The sequence below is a fragment of the Mesorhizobium sp. M0518 genome, from assembly GCF_040321125.1.
GTDB lineage: Bacteria > Pseudomonadota > Alphaproteobacteria > Rhizobiales > Rhizobiaceae > Mesorhizobium.
Window position 1 is genome coordinate 173,798 of the sequence record NZ_JAMYQY010000014.1, and the last position, 19,841, is coordinate 193,638.

16 protein-coding genes and 2 pseudogenes are annotated in these 19,841 nt (G+C 57.6%); 13 read left to right on the top strand and 5 right to left on the bottom strand.

Translation table 11 applies throughout. The features are described 5' to 3' along the window. Positions 1-390 precede the first annotated feature (390 nt). From NKI66_RS20965 to NKI66_RS20980, 4 genes are all read left to right on the top strand, one after another. Positions 391-1,431 (top strand): GHMP family kinase ATP-binding protein, encoded by a 1,041-nt coding sequence (locus NKI66_RS20965; RefSeq protein WP_352752840.1) that lies wholly within the window; start codon positions 391-393, stop codon positions 1,429-1,431. 10 nt (positions 1,432-1,441) lie between these two features. Then, positions 1,442-2,500, top strand: a complete 1,059-nt coding sequence (locus tag NKI66_RS20970; protein WP_352752842.1) for a cysteine synthase family protein — start codon at positions 1,442-1,444, stop codon at positions 2,498-2,500. Next, complete coding sequence (locus NKI66_RS20975) at positions 2,497-5,199, top strand: lyase family protein (RefSeq protein ID WP_352752844.1); 2,703 nt, start codon at positions 2,497-2,499, stop codon at positions 5,197-5,199. Before NKI66_RS20970 ends, NKI66_RS20975 begins: the two co-directional genes overlap by 4 nt. 76 nt (positions 5,200-5,275) lie before the next feature. Next, a complete protein-coding gene (locus NKI66_RS20980; protein ID WP_352752846.1) occupies positions 5,276-5,497 on the top strand; it encodes a hypothetical protein in 222 nt (73 codons plus the stop codon). A gap of 83 nt (positions 5,498-5,580) precedes the next feature. On the opposite strand, the pseudogene NKI66_RS20985 reads toward NKI66_RS20980, so the two are convergent. From NKI66_RS20985 to NKI66_RS21005, 5 genes and pseudogenes are all read right to left on the bottom strand, one after another. Then, positions 5,581-5,809, bottom strand: a pseudogene (locus NKI66_RS20985) (transposase); the annotation flags it as partial. Positions 5,810-5,833: 24 nt separating this feature from the next. Continuing rightward, a complete protein-coding gene (locus NKI66_RS20990) occupies positions 5,834-5,962 on the bottom strand; it encodes a helix-turn-helix domain-containing protein (protein WP_352752848.1) in 129 nt (42 codons plus the stop codon). A gap of 393 nt (positions 5,963-6,355) precedes the next feature. Further along, positions 6,356-6,808 carry an Lrp/AsnC family transcriptional regulator gene (locus NKI66_RS20995; protein ID WP_352752850.1) on the bottom strand — a complete coding sequence of 151 codons (453 nt, stop codon included), beginning with the start codon at positions 6,806-6,808 and terminating at the stop codon, positions 6,356-6,358. Positions 6,809-7,495: 687 nt separating this feature from the next. Beyond that, on the bottom strand, positions 7,496-8,869 hold the full coding sequence (locus NKI66_RS21000; protein ID WP_352752852.1) for a glutathionylspermidine synthase family protein: 1,374 nt from the start codon (positions 8,867-8,869) through the stop codon (positions 7,496-7,498). A gap of 485 nt (positions 8,870-9,354) precedes the next feature. Then, positions 9,355-9,630 (bottom strand): annotated as a pseudogene (locus NKI66_RS21005) (transposase); the annotation flags it as partial. A gap of 191 nt (positions 9,631-9,821) precedes the next feature. On the opposite strand from NKI66_RS21005, the gene NKI66_RS21010 reads away from it, so the two are divergent. The 9 genes from NKI66_RS21010 to NKI66_RS21050 form a co-directional block, all read left to right on the top strand. Continuing rightward, positions 9,822-10,784: an aminotransferase class IV gene (locus NKI66_RS21010; protein WP_502900954.1), complete on the top strand. Its 963-nt coding sequence runs from the start codon at positions 9,822-9,824 to the stop codon at positions 10,782-10,784. Between the two features lie 361 nt (positions 10,785-11,145). Further along, complete coding sequence (locus NKI66_RS21015) at positions 11,146-12,345, top strand: glycine C-acetyltransferase (RefSeq protein ID WP_352752854.1); 1,200 nt, start codon at positions 11,146-11,148, stop codon at positions 12,343-12,345. A 106-nt stretch (positions 12,346-12,451) separates the two neighbouring features. Further along, complete coding sequence (locus NKI66_RS21020) at positions 12,452-13,699, top strand: D-amino acid dehydrogenase (RefSeq protein ID WP_352752856.1); 1,248 nt, start codon at positions 12,452-12,454, stop codon at positions 13,697-13,699. Between the two features lie 371 nt (positions 13,700-14,070). Then, complete coding sequence (locus NKI66_RS21025; protein ID WP_352752858.1) at positions 14,071-15,012, top strand: ABC transporter permease; 942 nt, start codon at positions 14,071-14,073, stop codon at positions 15,010-15,012. Positions 15,013-15,014: 2 nt separating this feature from the next. Then, positions 15,015-15,896, top strand: a complete 882-nt coding sequence (locus NKI66_RS21030) for an ABC transporter permease (RefSeq protein WP_352752860.1) — start codon at positions 15,015-15,017, stop codon at positions 15,894-15,896. 1 nt (position 15,897) lies between these two features. Then, the gene (locus NKI66_RS21035) at positions 15,898-16,905 is read left to right on the top strand and encodes an ABC transporter ATP-binding protein (RefSeq protein WP_352752862.1); all 1,008 of its coding nucleotides are present in this window, start codon (positions 15,898-15,900) and stop codon (positions 16,903-16,905) included. Then, positions 16,902-17,933 carry an ABC transporter ATP-binding protein gene (locus tag NKI66_RS21040; protein WP_352752864.1) on the top strand — a complete coding sequence of 344 codons (1,032 nt, stop codon included), beginning with the start codon at positions 16,902-16,904 and terminating at the stop codon, positions 17,931-17,933. The genes NKI66_RS21035 and NKI66_RS21040 overlap by 4 nt, the downstream gene beginning before the upstream one ends. Before the next feature lie 73 nt (positions 17,934-18,006). Continuing rightward, complete coding sequence (locus tag NKI66_RS21045) at positions 18,007-19,407, top strand: CapA family protein (protein WP_352752866.1); 1,401 nt, start codon at positions 18,007-18,009, stop codon at positions 19,405-19,407. 219 nt (positions 19,408-19,626) lie between these two features. Further along, on the top strand, positions 19,627-19,841 hold a 215-nt coding region (locus NKI66_RS21050; protein WP_352752868.1), incomplete at its 3' end, for a M81 family metallopeptidase.

Below are 19,841 nucleotides of genomic sequence, written 5' to 3' on the forward strand. Positions count from 1 at the left end.
GGAAGTGAGCTGGGCGAGGTCGGTCGCCTGGCCTTCCGCGAGATCACCGCGATTTCGATATCCCCCGCGCGTCTGTTTGGACACGCCGCTCATCAGGTATAGCGATCCCCCCGAGGGACTTTTTTATTCTAAAGAACTCGCATCCTCTATGCCACTACCGAAAATGGTAGCTAGCTCGAACCGCTCTCAGGTTTATTGTTCCTGCCTAGAACCGATTTGGGAACTTTACAACCTTTGCTTACTTTCGGTCGGCGCATTTGAGAACGCAGCCGAGCCCGAAGCTCGGCGAGGTGCCCAAGCCCTGCCCCCATTAGAACGCGGGCCCTGTTCCCGATGATTCGGAACTCGTAACAGCAAATCACATGTCAATGCACCTTACGGAGAAATGATATGTCGATCCAGAATTCCACCCATTCCATCGGGGCGAGCCTCACGACTAGAGAACTTCTCGAAGCGGCCGCTGATGAAGTTTGGAGGCCATACATGTATCACCAAACGTTCGATAGCGCAGATGCGGCCCAGATTATCGCCGAGGATGCGCAGCAGCCAAGGGTTCATTCTAGCGACGCTCTTTGTTGCGGCACATTCGGCGAGTTGCTGCAAGGTCAGCTGCCGGCCGGCTGCGTCCCCTGGGACCCTCACTTCTTAGTCACGATGCCCATCGCGCTCTTCGCGCGAGCGCACTTCATGCCGATAGCAAGCACACGATCCGTAACCGTTTATCCGTCTCATAAAATCAAAGCAAAACGACTGGCGGAGAATCTCGTGATTGCGCTCGGCGTCTCAGGAGGAATCCTCCTTTTGCAATCTGAACTCCCAGAAGGTAAAGGGCTGGCGAGTTCATCTGCAGATCTTGTTGCGGCTGCACGATCAATCGCCTGCTGCTTCAAGCGTAGAGTCCGCACATCGTTGATTGAGAAGTTGATGGCGGAAGTCGAGCCATCCGACGGGGTAATGTACCCAGGAGTGGTCGCATATCAGCAGCGAGCATGTACCCTTCTCTCCTTCCTCGGGCAAATGCCGCCGCTTGCCATCGTAGGTATCGATGAAGGAGGGACAGTCGAAACCGTCGACTATGATCAACGGCGAGGTAAAATCTCCGCCAGTCACAGGGCAGAATATCACAAATTACTCGACCGCGCACGAATAGCAATTCCGCAGGGTGACACGGCCACGATAGGCAGGATAGCTACAGCCAGCGCCCTCCTGCATCAGGAGCGGGTTCCAAAGGAGCACCTGAACTCGATGCTGAAAGTATCCGAGGCCACTGACGCTCTCGGGCTCATAGTCGCGCACAGCGGCACAATGATTGGAATTCTGCTTGATCGAATGGCGGCTGATTTCCCACAAAAGCTTCGGTCAGTGCTCTCCCATGTATCGCCGTTCGATAACTCGCCAAGAATATATCTGACCATGACTGGCGGCCGGTGAGGTAAGCAATATGGACTCCGCCCCCAAACGCCTGCCATTCACCAGCTATTCCGATGCCTATGCTCTCCCCAGCATTATTAGGTGTGAGACAAACCTCTATCTAGCGCAGTTCGCGTTCATGAAGCTTCTCCCTGCGAAATACATCATTGAGCAAGCGCTGGCTCAAGGGACTTTGACGCACGGCATGAAAGTTCTCGAGACCTCGAGCGGAACCTTCGCGCTGGGTTTAGCCGTAATTTGCCAGGAACGTGGATTCCAACTCGAGATCTTCACAGACCCAGTGATGGACAAAGGCCTGGAAAACAGGCTGAGCTCCTTGGGAGCCGAAGTCTTCATAATAACTGAAAAGGCGAAGCAGGGTGGTTATCAAAGAAGCCGCCTCGATGCATTACACGCCAGGATGAGACAGTTGGGCCACTCCTGTTTTTGGCCCCGTCAATACGAAACACCGGACAACCCCGCAGCCTATAAGCTCTTCGCCGATCAAATATCGGGGACGTTGGACGCCGACGTAACGCTGGTCGGTTCTGTGGGGTCAGGCGGCTCCACTTGCGGAACGATAGAGCGCCTCCGCCAAAAAGCCCCTGGCGCGTGCCTGATTGGAGTGGACACTTTCAACAGCGTCATTTTTGGACAACAGGATGGCGAACGGAAACTGCGGGGGTTGGGGAACAGTCTTGTCCCCAAGAACGTGAAGCATGAACTCTATGACGAGGTGCACTTCCTCTCGGCTCCGCTCGCATTTGCTGCAACCCGAGCCCTCCACGAGCGGCACGCCGTTTTCGCCGGTCCGACCTCCGGCGCGAGCTATATCGTTGGGCGTTGGCGCGCTCGACAGTATCCAAGAGAGACCGTGGTCGTCGTATGTCCTGACGAAGGCCACCGATACGTCGAAGCTGTTTACGACCCTATGTGGCTCAAGCAGAACGGATGTCTGAATGAAGGTGTACTCCTGGAGGCGCCAGCAACCGAAAATCACCCGTCGATGGCTCTCCCACCCTGGAACCGATATCATTGGAATCGGAGAAGCCGGCAAGCTGTCCTAAACGTGCTGGAGAATGCTTCATGAGGAACCGAGGAAGCTTCCTTTTCCTGGAAAGCAACACGACGGGCACTGGCGAACTATTGATGACGCGGGCCCGAGTCCTGGGCTTTGATCCCTATCTCGTTACGCGAAATCCTGCGCGCTACCCATTTCTTAAGGATTCGGTCGCTCAAGTGATCGAAGCTGAAACCCGTAGCCCGGATGAACTCATCGGGATCGCCGCCAAATTAAGAAGCCTGGCAGGAATATATTCGTCGTCGGATTATTTTGTGGAAGCAGCATCAATTGTCGCGACGGCGGTTGGGCTGCCAGCAGCGAATCCGGAGGCTATAGCCACATGCCGGAACAAATGGAAGCAAGCGGCCGAGTTGGAGCGGCAATCAATCACGATTCCTGAAACTCGGCTGGCCACTTCCGTCAGAGACGTCAAGAATATACTTGCCCAAGCTACTCTGCCGGTGGTCGTTAAGCCGGTGTCCGGAAGTGGTAGTAGCGGCGTGCGGTTGTGCGATAGTGCCGAAGCCGCCGTAAAGGCGTTTGAGAGTGCAAGGGGCGTACTGCTCGATCAGGTAGGTCTGCGCAGCCCTGACGTCCTCATCCAGCAATATATAAAGGGTAAAGAATACTCTGCAGAGATATTTGCTTACAATGGGGCGCTGCATTGCGTTGGAGTTCTTGCCAAGCACAAAGGGCCGGCTCCCTGCTTCGTCGAGGTAGGGCACGACTTCCCGGCCCAGCTAACGGAGCCATCTCTCCAGGAAATGGCCTCTTTTGCCGCGAGAGCGGTCTCGGCGCTAGGCCTGGAGTTCGGACCGGCTCATGTGGAGTTCGTAATAACGGAGTCGGGGCCCGTCATCATCGAGGTCAATCCCAGGCTGGCTGGAGGAATGATTCCAGTCATGCTCTCGCACGCCTTGGGCACGTCAATCCTCGACATGGTGATTAGACTTTACGCGGGAGAAGCATTCACTCCTCCACGGGCGAACGCAAGGGCGGGAGCCATCCGTTTCCGACTTCTTCATAAAGCCGGCAAGCTCAAACGCCTGGGCTTCTCTCGAAGTCCAGAGCCGACAGTGCCTGAAGCGGGTCTTCTGAAATCTGAGGGGGAGAAAGTTCAAATAATAGGCGACTTTAGAGACCGCGTAGCCTACGCCGTAGGAGTCGCCGATGAACTCAAAGTCGCCGCCGCGGCAGCTCAACGGATGATCGATTCCATTGTGATCGATATCGAGGTGGCTGCTGGCGAACCGGACAACAAGCAAGTCGCCGAGTCAAGCGAGGGCAGGTGGACCCTGCATCCCGAAGCGATGAAGTTGCTCGCTCCGCCTATCGAGATCTCACGTGATGGTCGCCTTTTGCGGCACCAGACGACCATAGACGAAGCACACCTGATCATGCTCGCCGACCAGAAGCTAATCAGCGAGGCAGCCGCTGCCAATCTCCTCAAGCACGTCCTGGACCTCCAGGACGAGGGCTTTCAATCTTTGGAGGGCCGCGATGCTCCGCGTGGGCTCTACCTTACCTATGAGGCAGAACTTGCCGCCAGAGCTGGCCCGGAAAATGCCGGCTGGCTGCACCTTGCGAGGTCCCGCAATGACTTGAACGCGACCATTTCTCTCTTGGTTCTTCGGGAAGCCGCGTGTTCAATTTCGCGAGAAATAGGGATTTTACAGGATGCCCTGCTTCAGCGAGCGGATGAGGCGTCGAGACTTGTGGCTCCTTTGTACAGTCAGTACCAGATCGCACTCCCTGGGTCGCCAGGGCACTACCTGCTCGGCGTCTTCTTCGCTATGGAGCGCGAGCGCGAGCGCCTCCATTGCCTGCTGGAAGACATCAGGAACTGCCCTATGGGAGCTGGTGCCGGTGGAGGCACCAGCATACCTATAGATCCCTTGAAGACCGCAAATCTTCTGGGATTCGAACTGCCGTCATTCAACTCGCTTGATGCGGTTGCGAGCCGTGACCATCACCTGCAAGGGCTTTCATTGTTCGCAGGCGTTTCAATCTTGCTCAGTCGTGTGGCCCAGGACCTGCAGGTTTGGACGACGCGGGAGTTCGCTCTCATCGACCTTCCCCAAAATCTTGCCGGCGGCTCTTCCATGTTGCCCCAAAAGAAGAACCCATTTCTGCTTGAACACATCAAGGGATCGGCAAGCACCGTGATCGGCGCATACGTTTCTGCGGCAACGGCTACCTGCAAATCTCCTTTCAGCAACTCAATCGAAGCAAGCAACTACGGCTGCTCTACTCTGGGTCTTGCGGAAGATGCCCTGAAGAGGGCCATCATCCTCACATCGCTCGTCGTAAAGCACATGTTATTCAACGTGCGGTCGATGCGTGAAAATCTGGAGGACGGCTCATCGATGACGGCCGTCGCCGCCGAACGGATGGCGTCGCGAGGCGTTCCTTTCAGGAAGGCCCACACACTAATTGGCGAGATCGCGAAACGCCTGTCACTGGATAGTTCCGTTGCGGAGCGGCGAAGCGAGCTGGCCAGCCAACTCGCTGGCGTGTTGCCGGCGAGTCTCGAAGAGTGCAGGGATGCACTGCAGTTCGGAGGAGGACCCGGAAAAGGATCAACCGAAGGGCAGATTTCCGCAGCAATAACGCTCCTTCGAAACACGCAGCTGAAATGCGCGGACATGCGGGAACGCTGGGCCCGCGCCGAGGTGCACCGCAAACAGAGGGTGAAAGAAATCGTCGATAAACACCAAGCCACCTAAGGAGTGGATATCTGGACAATGTCCATGGTACTGGCGCCTTGCGTTGGCAATGGGTTTGTCCCAGCGAGTAGATGCTATGGGGCGAGCGCCGAGGCTGTGGCGTTCTTCGGTGCTGATAGAGGCCCGCACGTCGCAGTCTTTTGACGCGAGCCGGTCCCTTACCGCTCTCGAACAGGATAACCATTTCGCGGTCATCGAAATGTGGGCGCGCGACATCGAGGTCTATGCCATCCACCCAGCCCGCGTTGCCGGCTCACGTGACCACCGGCGCGCCAAGACCGATCGTCTCGACACCTAGCTTTTGATGCGCGCCTTTCTCGGCTGGCTGCGCGGTGAGAATTGCGCTATGGCGGCGATACGATCCGCCTCGACAGGGCATCTCCAGGCTATCAGCGTGGACCATTTCTTCGTCCGGTGAAGGAGGACGCTGGCCGCCTCGTAGAGATAGGTTCGCAACAGTCGATCCCCAGCGTGAGACGCGGCCATTGATATCCGTTTCACCGGACCGCTTTCGCGGCGCCAGGCCGAGATAGGCACCTACGTTGGTGGCCGAGCGAAAGCGTGCGGGATCATCGGTCGTGTGGCGGAAGGTGAGCGCGGTGACCGCGCCTGAGGCCCGGGCCGGCATGCTCGATCAGATGCGATGTCGTTTGATGATCCAAGGTGCGCCGTTGCAATATTGCGCGGCGGGGATGATGCCGGCGCGAATCTGACGAAGGACCGTCGTGGGGCTCAGATTGAGCATCGTGGCGGCTTCGGTCAACGTGACTTCGCCGCGCTCGGCTCATTCGCCATCCCTATAGACCGCGATGTCGTGCGTGTTGCAGAAGCCCCGCACACGCCGACTGTGTCCATCCATTCGATCATTCGATCGACTAGTCCGCTTTCCTGATCGGTTGAGCATGCGCGCAGTGGTCTTGTCAGGCATCATTCGTGCGCAGGCGGGATCAACTCCACCGTCCCAGGCTCGACGGTCCAGCGCGTTTGACCCCGCCGGTTCTTTCTTACCGCCAGCCGGGTATGATCCCCGCCCTGCCAATGCAACAACAAATGAATGCGATCACCCTCGACGTGTGCCACGACCTCACGCATCACGACCCGGATGATATGAGATACAGGGATTGGAGGAGGCCCCTCCAGCGCAACTCACCGAAAGCTAAACCTTGATCCGTGGCTCGAACTTGACACGATCAAGGGTAATCATGCTCTTAAATTTTCGTACGTTCGGATTAGTATAGAGCTTTGTCTTGACGAAGACATCAAAGGCCTCGACGTCCTCAACGGCGACGATCAGGACGAAATCGGCGTCGCCCGTAACCATGTAGCATTGGGTTACTTCCTTGGCCGCGCGCATCGCGCGTTTGAAATCATCAACGAGGTCAAGTCGCTCACGGTCTAGCTCTACCGTAAGGACAACGGTGAGCGATTTGCCGAGAGCCTTCGGATCCACCAACGAGATGTCCGCAACGATTACTCCTTCCGCACGCAACTTGTTCACTCGACGCATGCATGAGGCGGCCGAGGAACCGACAAGTTCCGCGAGTTCGGCAAAGGAGAGCCGGTTGTCCGTCTGTAGTGCCGTCAGGATCCTTCGATCTAGGTCGTCCACCGAGCGATGCCAGCTATGCCTAATTTTAAATGATCTTAACACTCGCATAGTTTTGTGCAACATTTGCAGCAATTCACTCCGGTAATTGAAACAAATAGGTCATTTTTGACCAGGCAGATGATCAAAGTGTGTCTGCTTCCCGATCAACCCAGGTCACGCCGCTCTCTCCATCTCGAGCTCTCGAACGCGATTATCAGCTACAACAAAGCGAGGGTTGTGACGGAAAAGGTAGCCGGTCGGTGTCAATCACATGGGAACAGGAATAGCTGAAGCCGGCATGCTGCGTTGATTAGGGCGTAAGCCGGAATCGGTCCGACGGCTGGGTTGAAGGTGGACGTGGAGGCCTTGCCAATACATGTGGAAGACGGAAGAGCCATTCCGGCACGCCGCTGCTGCCCTTGAAAAGGAGCTTCAGATAGTTTCCCGAGATGCGTCCTTGCCGGGATGCTGCACAAATGAGGTCGCTCCCAGCCAGCGTCCCATGGAACCGCGAACACCACTTAGACCCACCCGCTCCCAACGCAAACATGCGGCGATCCTTGCGATCGACCACGGAGACAATCCCGAGCCCGGCAGGCGCTGCGTCGACTGGAAGAAAGGGGCCATTGAAGAGTCGATTAGATAACCTCATGGGACACGACTGCTCTTCATGCAAGGGAACGCCCGGGCTAGCTAAGGTCGCGAAAATTAGTCGATTGCTATCGGTAGGAGCATTCCGCTTCGCCCAACGTTCATCACAGGATCGAGGCTCGCACGCGACTGAAAACCTGCCAGGCGCCCACCGAATACGTAACAGTCAATTCCATACGCCATTTTTTTGATCGACCGGCTTGGCGGGTGCAGAGCCGTAACCTCTCCGGGCGCGATGTACTCTTGAATGACGTAAGGGTTGCGGGCGGCCCGGTCAATGTGTTCTTCCCACACCTCTGAGGATGTGAGGCGCCCAATCAAGACATGCTCGCCGCGCGTCGCGTTAGAGGGTTTCAGAACGAGATCGGTCTTGTTCTTCCGGATGTAGCTGATGAGCTCGATCCGACGCCGTTTTGGATTAGTCGTCACTCCCTCTCTAACAAGACGGGTCCATGGAATGTGGCGTGCAATAAGCTCGATCTGCTCGGCGTTGAAGTGCGAGCTGAATCGATCATTGCTGAGTAAAGCAAGGATAGCCTTGTCCGACAATACGCACTGGGAGATCCACGGATTTATCGAAACTACATCTTGAGACGCGCAGGCCAGTAAGTAGTCCTCAGCTTCACAGGCTTCAATAACGTCCCTGGGGTCAAGTTTATTGTAAGCTAACTCGATGAGATCCTCATCTGGGCCGACCAGTCCGCGAGGTGTCAGCTTCATCGCACTAACATCCAGAAACGTTGCTTTGACGCCTGCGTCTCTTAGGCCGTTAATTATCCAATCTACTTCGTTTGTATAGCGTCCGCGAAAATTGACTACGGCTGCAGTTTTCAGTTCGCTGCCGGCTGCAGCGTAATAAGCAGACACCAGCTCCCGGACGAAGCAGTTCGGATCTTTCGCGAAAGGCTGCTTGTTCACGTCTAATGACAGGTCATGTGTCAATGGATTGGGTATCCGGCTCCAGATTTTTGCGGCTAAGCCGTTCTGAATGACACCGCCTGGCGCTTCGGTATTCGTCTCAATTATCTTATAATGGCCATCGCTGCCGAAAAGGCCATCCAGTCGGCATATTCTAACAATCGGCCGATGTTTTGGGAGACGAGTGATCCAATGCCGCAAATGTTTATAAGCGGGAAATAGATCTTGTACGTCTTCATTGCAGCAATACAGCTCAGCGGCGACATCAAGGAGCTTAATCACGGCCTCAGCGGTAGCGGTGAGGCGATTTGCCAGGCCGGAGTCTATCGCAAGAGGCCGGAGACACACGGGATACGCACGCCCCTCAAAATGCAGGCCCGCCTCGGCGATGGCGCGAGACAGCTCGTCTTGAGCCTCCCAGATCGAGGCTGAATCGCAAGTTGCGAGCTCGCGAAGTCGGCGTTCAATTCGCGCATCCGCTTCGCTGATTGCGGGCACCGTCGCGATTGTCATGGGCAGCTCCTTTTTAGTGGCCTTATGATATTGGAGTTTGCGCGACCCGATGGATTCTTGGCACAGCGCGAATTTAGCTCGATCCGGTCAGCAGGCCCGTAGCTCGGAAAATCTCATTTTGTGCCCGGTTGGTCGCTGACAGGACTTGGAAGATAGTGTGTTGACGTTTTTCAGGAACTGCCAAATCTGGTGGCTTGACGCTGCCCGCGATACTGCGGTGCTTGGGTCTTTCTAGATCAGAAGCTCGTGTTGAGGACGGTGAGGGCCGCCTGCGTGCGTACCCTGTGTTTGCTATGGACGAGACCTTTTCCTTTGCCGGTGGAAGCCGCCTGGTTCGACCATGCAACTTGACGAGCGTCGGTGCGGGCGCGGGAGGCAGCGCTGTCATGCTGGCCGCCGCCGCCGGGCCACAACGAGGTGGTGCTTGAGCGTCTGCTGTTTCGCCGTGCCGGCCGTCCGCCGCAAGACCTGAGGCAACTCACCTATAGGGCGACGAGGAAGTCCTTCCAGGCCGGGCGGCTCTCGCGATTGGCCATCTCCACGGCCAGGACCTAGCGCCGGCTGTCCCAGTCAATGCCGACCGCGATCAGCACCGCCTGGCTCATGACAATGCCGGCTTCGCGCATCTTGGTAGCGGGCATCTAGGATGAGGTAGGCAAAAGGCTCGTAGGCGGGCGCTCAACAAACACTTTCAGGCTCTCGTGCAGGCGTTTGTTGACGGCCGAGATCGACGAGGCCGAGAAGGCATGGCCGCAGAGTTGGGCGGGCTGCGCTGAAGCCATCACTCCAGACCGCGTTTTGAAACCGCCATTGCGCGTCCAGCATCAGATTGAGCGTTTTCACCTAAGCAACTGTGCGATGTAGAGGGTGCAGTCGATCCGCGTGAGGACGGTGTGAGTTGCCAGACCGTTAGGCGCAGGCAAAGTAACCATCCCAGTTTAAGGAAAAAACAATGGCGACCCCGATGACACAGATTTCGCCTGTTCTTCCAGCAGTGGACGAGCATTATGTCGATGAACGGCGCTATCCGCAGGGGATCGCCTTTATGGATGGGCAATACCTGCCGATGTCTGAGGCCAAAATCTCCGTGCTCGATTGGGGGTTCCTGCACTCAGACGCCACTTACGACACGGTGCACGTCTGGAATGGCAGGTTCTTCCGGTTGGACTTGCATCTTGACCGCTTCTTCGGCGGCATCGAACGGCTGCGAATGAAACTGCCCTATGACCGGGAGAAAGTAGAGGCGATCCTGAGAAATTGTGTGGCTTTGTCGGGGCACAGATCGGCGTATGTGGAGATGATCTGCACGCGCGGCTCGTCGCCGACATTCAGCCGCGATCCCCGTCAGGCGGAGAACCGCTTCATCGCGTTTGCTGTTCCCTTTGGATCGGTCGCCAACAAGAAGCAGTTGGAAAGAGGCTTGCACGTCGCGATCAGCGAGACCGTCCGCATCCCGCCTCAATCCGTCGATCCCTCGATCAAGAATTATCATTGGCTCGATCTCGTGAAGGGCTTGTTCGATGCCTACGACAGTGGGGCTGAGACAGCGCTGCTCCTGGATACGAACGGGCACATCGCGGAAGGGCCCGGCTTCAACGTATTTGTTGTAAAGGATGGATCCTTGAGGACGCCCTCTTTTGGGGTGTTGCCGGGCATCACCCGCCGGACTGTGTTCGAGCTTTGCGCCGAGATTGGATTGTCGGCCACAGCTGCTGATATAAGTCGAGCTGAGATCAAAGGGGCTGACGAGGTGTTCATCACCTCCACCGCCGGTGGCATTATGCCCGTGACGCGCATCAATGACGCCGCGATCTCTAATGGACAGGTCGGATCCGTCACCCGCCGGCTCATGGATCTTTACTGGCAAAAGCACGATCATGCTGAATGGTCGACGGCCGTCATCTACCCGTGTTAGGAAAGAGTATGCGACAGCAACTTTGATCTGTAGCACGCAAACGAAACTCGAGCAGGCGCGCTTCGTCGGGGCGACGCCCTGGATTTGGAAGACTGGCTGTGTCCTGGTGCGGGGAGACCAGCAGTCGGAAGATGAGCGCGATCCGCGATGATCGGCAACTTTCGCGCCGCCGAGCTCGGGCCACGCTCCGTGGACGTGCACCTCAACGAGTATGACGGACTCGGAGCTGCCACGCTACCCTATGCGTAGTGGCGCGCAGACTGAGCGAATCGACAGCAGTTACCACTCGATGATGAGCGTCCAGTCATGACTCATCATGTACTTGTGTTGGACTTACTCTATGCCAACTGCGGAGTTGCCGATGACCAACGATTTTATTGCCTATTTGTCTGCGGAACTGGCTGGATTGAAGTCTGCGGGGGTGTACAAATCCGAGCGCGTCATTACCTCGACGCAGTCGGCCGAGATCGAACTCGAGGATGGCAGCAAGGTCCTCAACTTCTGCGCCAACAACTATCTAGGCCTCGCCGATAATGAATATCTGCGGAACGCGGCGAAGGCTGCGCTCGACCGCTATGGATATGGTATGGCGTCGGTCCGCTTTATCTGCGGCACCCAGGAAGAACACAAGCAACTTGAGACGCGCATCTCCTCATTCCTAAACATGGAAGATGCGATCCTCTACTCATCTTGTTTTGACGCCAATGCTAGTTTGTTCGAGACGCTGCTCGGCGAGGAAGATGCCATTATTTCCGACGCGCTGAACCATGCCTCCATTGTCGATGGCATACGGCTTTCGAAGGCCAGGCGCTTCCGCTACCCCAACAATGATATGGAAGCTCTCGAAGAAGAGCTCAAAAAGGCCGAAGGCAGCCGCTTTAAGCTGATTGCCACCGACGGCGTCTTTTCCATGGACGGCATCATCGCCAATCTTGGCGGCGTTTGCGATCTGGCCGAGAAATACGGCGCGATGGTAATGGTCGACGACAGCCACGCGGTCGGCTTCGTCGGCCGACATGGGCGCGGCACCGCGGAGCATTGCGGCGTTGAGGGCAGGGTGGACATCATCACCGGCACGCTCGGCAAGGCGCTCGGCGGGGCCTCGGGCGGCTACACTGCAGGCAGGCGCGAGGTCATCGATTGGCTTCGCCAGCGCTCGCGGCCGTACCTCTTCTCCAATACGTTGATGCCTGCGATTGCAGGGGCGTCGCTGAAAGCTTTCGATCTGCTCGAAAAAGGTTATGCCCTGCGCGAAAAGCTCTATGCCAATGCCGACCGCTTCCGCTCGAGGATGTCGAAGGTGGGCTTCACGCTGGCTGGCGCGGACCATCCCATAATTCCCTTGATATTGGGGGACGCAGGCCTCGCGCAGCAGATGGCCGACAAGATGCTCCAGCGCGGCATTTATGTGATCGGATTCTCCTTCCCAGTAGTCCCTAAGGGGCAGGAGCGCATCCGCACGCAGATGTCTGCCGCACATTCGAGTACGGATGTTGACCGTACCGTCGACGCCTTCACGGAGGTAGGCAGGGAATTGGGAGTCATCCGATGCCCAACATGAGGGACCCCATTCGCAGATGTTCGCGAGCGGTACCTGATGCATAGCCGAAACGAGCAAGGTCCCGCCCGCCTAGAAGCTGCACTGTTTTATCTTTCTGGAGAGCAAAATGCCCAGGATTGTTGTCATCGGCGCCGGGATCACCGGTGTATCGACTGCGTATGCCCTTTTGGAGCGTGGTTATGAAGTCACTGTATTAGATCGTCAGCGGTATGCTGCGATGGAAACGTCATTTGCCAATGGCGGACAGCTCTCGGCAAGCAATGCTGAAGTTTGGAACCGCTGGTCGACGATTCTAAAGGGGATCAAGTGGATGGTTAAACGGGACGCTCCACTTCTTATGAATCCAGCACCCAGCTGGCACAAGTACAGCTGGCTGGCGGAATTCGTGGCGAACATCGCTGGCTATCGCGAAAACACCATAAAGACGACCAAACTCGCGATCATGGCGCGGAAGCATATGTTTGAGATTGCCGCGCGGGAAGACATCGATTTCGACCATGTTCGTCGCGGCATTCTTCACCTATATTGGGAAAAAGCCGATTTCGATCATGCGCGGGCGGTAAACGAATTGCTAGTCCAAGGTGGATTGGACCGACGGCCCGTTGCCGTGGAAGAGATCAAGTCGATCGAACCCACTCTCTGTAGTAGTCCATATGGCGGATTCTACACGCCGTCGGATTCCACCGGCGACATTCACAAATACACTAGCGGTCTGGCACGGGCATGCGAGAGGCGCGGCGCCCGCTTCTGCTACGATGCAGATGTGAGACGCATCGAACATCAACAAGGGTTTCGAATTTCCTATGCAACTGGTGCTGAAGTCCCACATTCGGAGTGCCGTGAGATAGACGCCATCGTCATCTGTGCGGGCTGTAGCAGCCGCGACTTGGCCGCGAATTTGGGCGATCGGCTCAACATTTATCCGGTTAAGGGTTACTCCATCACAGTCGAGCTCGATGAGTTCGCGTCACAGGAAGCCACACCGTGGGTCAGTCTGCTTGATGACCGAGCCAAGATCGTTACGAGCCGATTGGGATTGTCTAGATTTCGCGTTGCCGGAACCGCTGAGTTCAACGGTCTGAACCGTGATATTCGGGACGATCGCGTTAAACCTTTGGTGGACTGGACGCGGATGCATTTTCCGAGAATAAATACCAACCACGTAGTGCCGTGGGCGGGGTTGAGGCCAATGATGCCCAACATGATGCCGCGGGTCGGCAAAGGCCGGGCACGCGGTGTGTTCTACAATACGGGCCATGGTCACCTAGGTTGGACCTTGTCGGCTGCAACCGCCGAGATGCTTGCGGAAATTATTTCTGTCGACCTGCCGGCCGACGCACGCAGAGTTGCGTGACTGCATGGAGAGAGTGCGAGGTATCCCTGACCTTGAGAAGCGTATTTAGGTATGGGGCGAATTGAAGATCGCGCGAGAGCCGCCCCGCTTAAGCTGAGCATTTCAAACCGCGCCCCTTTTTAGTGCTCGCATTTCAGCAACAGACGAATTTTGGTCCAAACCTTGCTCTCCAGGTGTTATCGTTTGAAAAAGTCGTCCACGGCGAAGTCATTCGTCGGAGAGCGAAAGGTTGACCCGCCTCTTTGAGTTCCAATGCGCTCTCGTGGTGTCGACAGAATTCATAGGTGCGGATTAACCGCGCCGCAGACTAGGGGAGCGGAGGGTGAGGATCTCTCGGCGCGACCTCATCATGCAGAAGGTCTAAGGGCGCAATGGCTGCCTACATACTTCGCCGAATGGTCTCGACCGTCGCCGTCATGGCGATTGTCGGCATCTTCGTCTTCCTGCTTCTCAGGCTCGCGCCGGGCGATCCAGCGGACATCATTGCCGGCCCTAGGGCTACGCCAGAGATGATCGCCGGCATTCGCGAACAGCTGGGACTCAATCAGCCATTGCCCGTTCAGTTTGTCCATTGGGCGCTCGGCATCCTAGGCGGCGATCTTGGGACCTCAATTTTCACGGGCAGACCCGTTCGCGAACTGATCTCGCAGCGCCTGGAACCGACCATCTCCCTATCTATCCTGACGATAATCCTTTCGGTGACGATTGGGGTCTCCTTCGGCGTCCTTGCCGCGTGGCGCTCTGGCGGCCTTGTTGATCGCATCCTGACGGCATTCGCGACACTTGGTTTTTCTGTCCCGGTGTTTGTCGTCGGCTTCTTTCTCATATATTTGTTCGCGATTAGGACACGTTGGCTGCCCGTCCAAGGTTACCAGCCTATCGACGATGGCTTCGGTCCATGGTTTGTCCACCTGATCCTGCCAACCGTTACTTTGAGTGTTCCCTACATTGCTTTCATCGCCCGGATCGCGCGGGCGAGCATGCTGGAAGTTCTATCTGAAGACTATATGCGAACAGCCGCTGCCAAGGGCGCGTCGTCCTATTCCATGCTTTTCCACCACGCACTGAAGAATGCCGGTGTCCCGATCCTCACCGTGATCGGCTTAAGTTTCGCAGGTCTGATTGGCGGTGTCGTCATCACGGAAACCGTTTTCAACATACCTGGTGTCGGTCGTTTGGTGGTCGATGCAATCAACAACCGCGATTATCCCATCATTCAAGGTGTGCTCATCCTGATTTCGGGTCTGTACGTTCTTATCAATCTGGCGGTCGATCTTTCCTACACCCTGATCGATCCCCGAATCCGGTACTGATTATGACGCTCCTCTCCGCACCAGTTGAATACATCCCGACGGGCCGCCTGCGAATATCTGACTTTCCCCGTCTGGCAAGGCGGCATCCGCTTGTCCTTGTGGGCGGCGGCCTCCTGGCGCTGTTGATCGTATTAGCACTGGCTTCTCCGCTTTTTGCCGGCAACCCGGTGAACATGGATCCGTTCAAGCGCCTCCAGCCGCCGTCCGCTGATATGTGGTTCGGGGCCGATAGTCTCGGCCGCGACGTATTTGCACGAACGGTGTTCGGCGCCAGGATCTCACTAACGGTCGGATTGACCTCGGCGGCGGGCGCGGCTTTCGGTGGTCTTTTGATCGGTGTTCTCGCCGGGTACAACCGCGTCTTCGACAATATAGTCATGCGGGTCATGGACGGTCTGATGTCGATCCCGACGATACTGCTGGCGATTGCTCTTATTTCCCTGACGGGTCCCGGGATCGGCATCCTTATCGTCGCTATCACGATCCCCCAGCTGCCAAGCGTGGCGCGGCTAGTTCGTTCGGCGGTTCTGAGTGTCCGCGAGCGTCCTTATGTGGAGGCGGCGCTCTGCGGCGGTGCGCGCCTGCCGAAGGTGCTTTGGCGGCATATCCTGCCGAGCACCATTCCGTCGCTCATGGTGCAGAGTGCCATTGTTTGCGCAGACGCAATTTTGACAGAGGCCGGGCTAAGCTTTCTGGGCGTGGGCGTGCCGCCCGAGATTCCGAGCTGGGGCAACATGATTTCAAGCTCTCGACTGTATCTCGCTATCGCCCCATTGACGGTCTTCGCCCCCGGTATCTGTCTTGCCGTTACAGTGTTGGCTGTCAACCTGCTCGGGGACGGCCTGCGCGACCTGTTCGACCCCCGCGCCAAGCGGAGGCGCTAACATGCAGATGCATCAAACCGCAGGGAGCGACGTCCTTCTTGAAGTCCAAGACCTTGAGACGCACTTTTACGGCCAGGAGAGCGTCACCCGTGCCCTGGGCGGCATCAGCTTCCAGGTTAAGAAAGGCGAGACGCTCGGTGTTGTCGGCGAGTCGGGATGTGGGAAGAGCGTCACGGCCCTCTCCATCCTTCGCCTGCTACCGAAGCTGACCGCCAGGACTGTCGGCGGCGAGGTCCGCTTCCACGGACGCGACCTCCTTAAGCTGTCCGATCGGGAGATGCGAAAGGTCCGCGGCGACCAGATCGCCATGATCTTCCAGGAGCCTATGACGAGCCTGAACCCGGTCTACACGGTCGGCCGCCAGATTGCCGAGGCGGTGCAGATCCACACAAATGCGTCCCGCTCGGTGGCCATGGCAAAGGCCGAAGAGATGCTCCGTCTCGTCCGCGTCGCGGATCCCGAGCTTCGCGTCAACAACTATCCTCACGAAATGTCAGGCGGCATGCGCCAGCGCGCCATGATCGCCATGGGTCTTGCCTGCTCGCCGGAACTGTTGATTGCCGATGAGCCGACGACCGCGCTGGACGTCACCATTCAGGCGCAGATCCTGCGCCTCATCGTGGATCTGAAAGAGCGCACGGGAACGGCCGTGATGTTCATCACGCATGATCTGGGCGTTGTAGCCGAGACATGCCAACGCGTGATCGTGATGTATGCTGGCCGGATCGTAGAACAAGCGAACGTGATAGATTTGTTTGCGCGACCGGCGCATCCCTACACTCAGGGCCTCATGCGATCGGTGCCTGACCGGCGGCGCGGCCGACAGCGGCGCCTTCCAGAAATCCCCGGCATTGTCCCAAGCCTCCGCGAGCCCATTGTCGGGTGCAGCTTTGCTCCTCGCTGCCCGTTCGCGATCGACATTTGCCGCGAGAAGACGCCCGCCCTCCGTGATGTCGGGTCGAGCCACGCCGCAGCTTGCTGGCGCGCCGAAGAGGTGATGGGCGCATGAGTGGTCCTCTGCTGAAAGTCGAGAATCTGACCAAGCATTATCCGCTTGGCTCGGGAATCTTCAAGAAGACAATCCCAGTGATCCGGGCGGTGGAGGATGTATCCTTTTCCGTAGAGGCGGGCGAGACACTTTGCATCGTCGGGGAATCCGGCTGCGGCAAGTCCACCGTGGCGCGGCTCTTGATGCGGCTCGTGGAACCGACGGGGGGGCGCGTGCTAATCGACGGGACCGACATTGCAGGCCTGAAGAAGGACGCGCTTCACGCCTGGCGCCGTCGGATGCAGATGGTCTTCCAGGATCCTTACTCGTCGCTAAATCCGCGCCTTACGGCCGGGCAAATTGTCACCGAACCCGTCGAGAATTTTGAACGTCTCAGCTGTAAGCAGCGCAACGCGCTTGCCGCGCACCTTCTCCGAAAAGTCGGAATGTCGCCCGAAATGATGCACAGGCTCCCTTCCGAATTGTCGGGCGGTCAGCGCCAGCGGCTCGGCATTGCACGCGCCCTGTCGCTCAACCCCTCGCTCATCATCGCCGACGAGGCAGTGTCAGCCCTCGACGTCTCCGTGCAGGCGCAGATCTTAAATCTGCTTCTGGATCTACAGCAGCAGATGGGCATCGCCTTCGTCTTCATCTCACATGACCTTGGCGTCGTGGAGCATATCGGCCATCGCGTTGCGGTCATGTATTTGGGGCGGATCGTGGAGCTCGCACCGTGCGAGGCGCTCTTCGCCAAGCCGGTCCACCCCTACACCGAGGCGCTGATGGCAGCAGCTCCTGTCCCGGATCCCACCCGAGTTCGGCTGGAGGCGCCCGTCGGGGGCGAGGTGCCAAGCCCGATCAATCCGCCGAGCGGGTGCGCGTTTCATCCGCGCTGCCCGCTCGCGGTCGAGCGTTGCCGTATCGAGGTGCCCCCTTTAGTGCCAATGGCAGACGGGCGCGTTGTAGCCTGCCATGTGCGCGCTCCGGCCACAGACATCCCGGTGCAGCGAGCTGCGGCGGCCAGTTCTTCGCTTGCTCAAACAACATGATCCGGTCCTGATGTATCGGAAAGCGCAAGCACAGCGACAGCAAAATGGGAACCCGAGACAAATAGGAAATCATATGGAGCGAGATTCACACCAGAATGGAAGGCAGCCGATTCAACAGAATGCTGGCTTCGATACGGTCGGCTCGATCGCGACCAACGTCGAAGACGGCTTCACAATGGCAGCAGTTGGGGACCTTCTCTTTGCGCGGCCCGTGACGAAGGGCCATTATCCTGGCTTAGTCGATGTTCTCAGGATCTTCCATGGGGCCGATGTCAGCTTCGGGAACTTGGAAACCAACATCCTGGATGTTCAATCCAAAGGATGCCCGCAGGCTGAGTACGGTGGAGCGTATTGCATCAGCGACCCGCAGCTAGGACCTGACTTAAGGGCTCTGGGTTTCAATATGGTCAGTCGCGCGAATAACCATACGCTCGACTGGGGCCTTGAAGGCATGCGCGAGACGAGCCGGGCGCTCGATGAAAACGGCATCATCCATGCAGGCGCAGGCGAAAACCTCGCACAGGCTGGAGCTGCGCGCTTCCTGGAGACTCCGCGCGGAAGAGTAGCGTTGGTGTCATTTGCTACGACGTTCATGCCGATGGCTCGTGCGTGCGATCCCGCTGGCGAGGCGCCAGGCAGACCAGGGCTCAACGCCCTGCGTTTGGAGAAGAGCATCGTTGTTCCGCCGGAGATGCTCGAGAGCTTGAGACAGGTGCGCGAAGTGCTACCGGGCTACAACCCCGCTGGAAAAGATCCAAGCCGCGTAGTCCTCGGCGGGGTGACGTACAAAGCTGGCAACAAAGCCAGTTACAGCTTCGAGCCCAACTCGCGTGACATCGCCGATATCCTGCGCAACGTTCGTCGGGGCAAACAGATCTCCGACTTCTGCATTGCGACGAATCATGAGCACGAGCCCGGGGTATGGAGTGAAGAACCGCCTGACTGCGAGCAGGCCTTTGCCCGAAGGCTTATCGATGCTGGGGCGGACGCATACATCGTGCATGGACCTCATCAGCTGCGAGGTATCGAGATCTACAAAGGCCGGCCTATCTTTTACAGCTTGGGTAATTTCTTTTGTCAGGACCTCAGGACGCCAGTAGGCGATGACATGTACGAGGTATACGGCAAGGATCCGAGGGTCGATACAGACGCCGAAGTCACGGTCGACGAGGTGGCAAAAGGATATCCGACTGCGGAAGGATTAGTAGGGTCTCAATCTGATACGATCTTCTATGAAAGCGTGGTCAGCATTAGCCGCTTTGAGCAGAACCAACTCGCTGAATTGCGGCTCCATCCGATCGAGCTCCGCCGCTTAAACAGATTTGCGAACCGGGGTGTACCGCGGCTCGCACCCGCGCCGCAAGCAGTAGCTATTCTGGAACGCCTACAGAAGCTCTCGACGCCTTTTGGCACCAAAATTGAGATCGAGAACGGGATTGGATTGATCCGACTGTCGTCCAGCTCGGCGCAATGAGCGACATGTGGAGTGATACCTCGGTGCGGCCTGCTGAGGCGCCTCGCCGAACTCCGTGCCGGATGGTACTAGCCCAGGCCGTCCGGCCGCCAGGCTTGGGCCCAGCCCGTGGGGCGGCGTTCGACCTGCTGCTTGCGAAGACCAAGCCTTCAGCAGGTGATCCACCGGATTCCTGAGCTCAGCGCCGCGCCATCCCTTTTGCAACCCCGGAGACAATCCATGAACTACCACGTCCTCACTGGCGAGATCGAGCATGAGGCAAACACCTTCAGCAAAGTGCCGACCACGCTCGAGCATTTCCGGTCCGGTGCCTTGCTGCTGGGCGACGAGGTTCCGCCGGCGCGGCGGGGCACACGCACCGCGCTGGGCGCAGCGTTCGAGGCGGCGGATAAATTCGGCTGGACGCTGTCTCATCCGCTCGCAGCGAGCGCCAC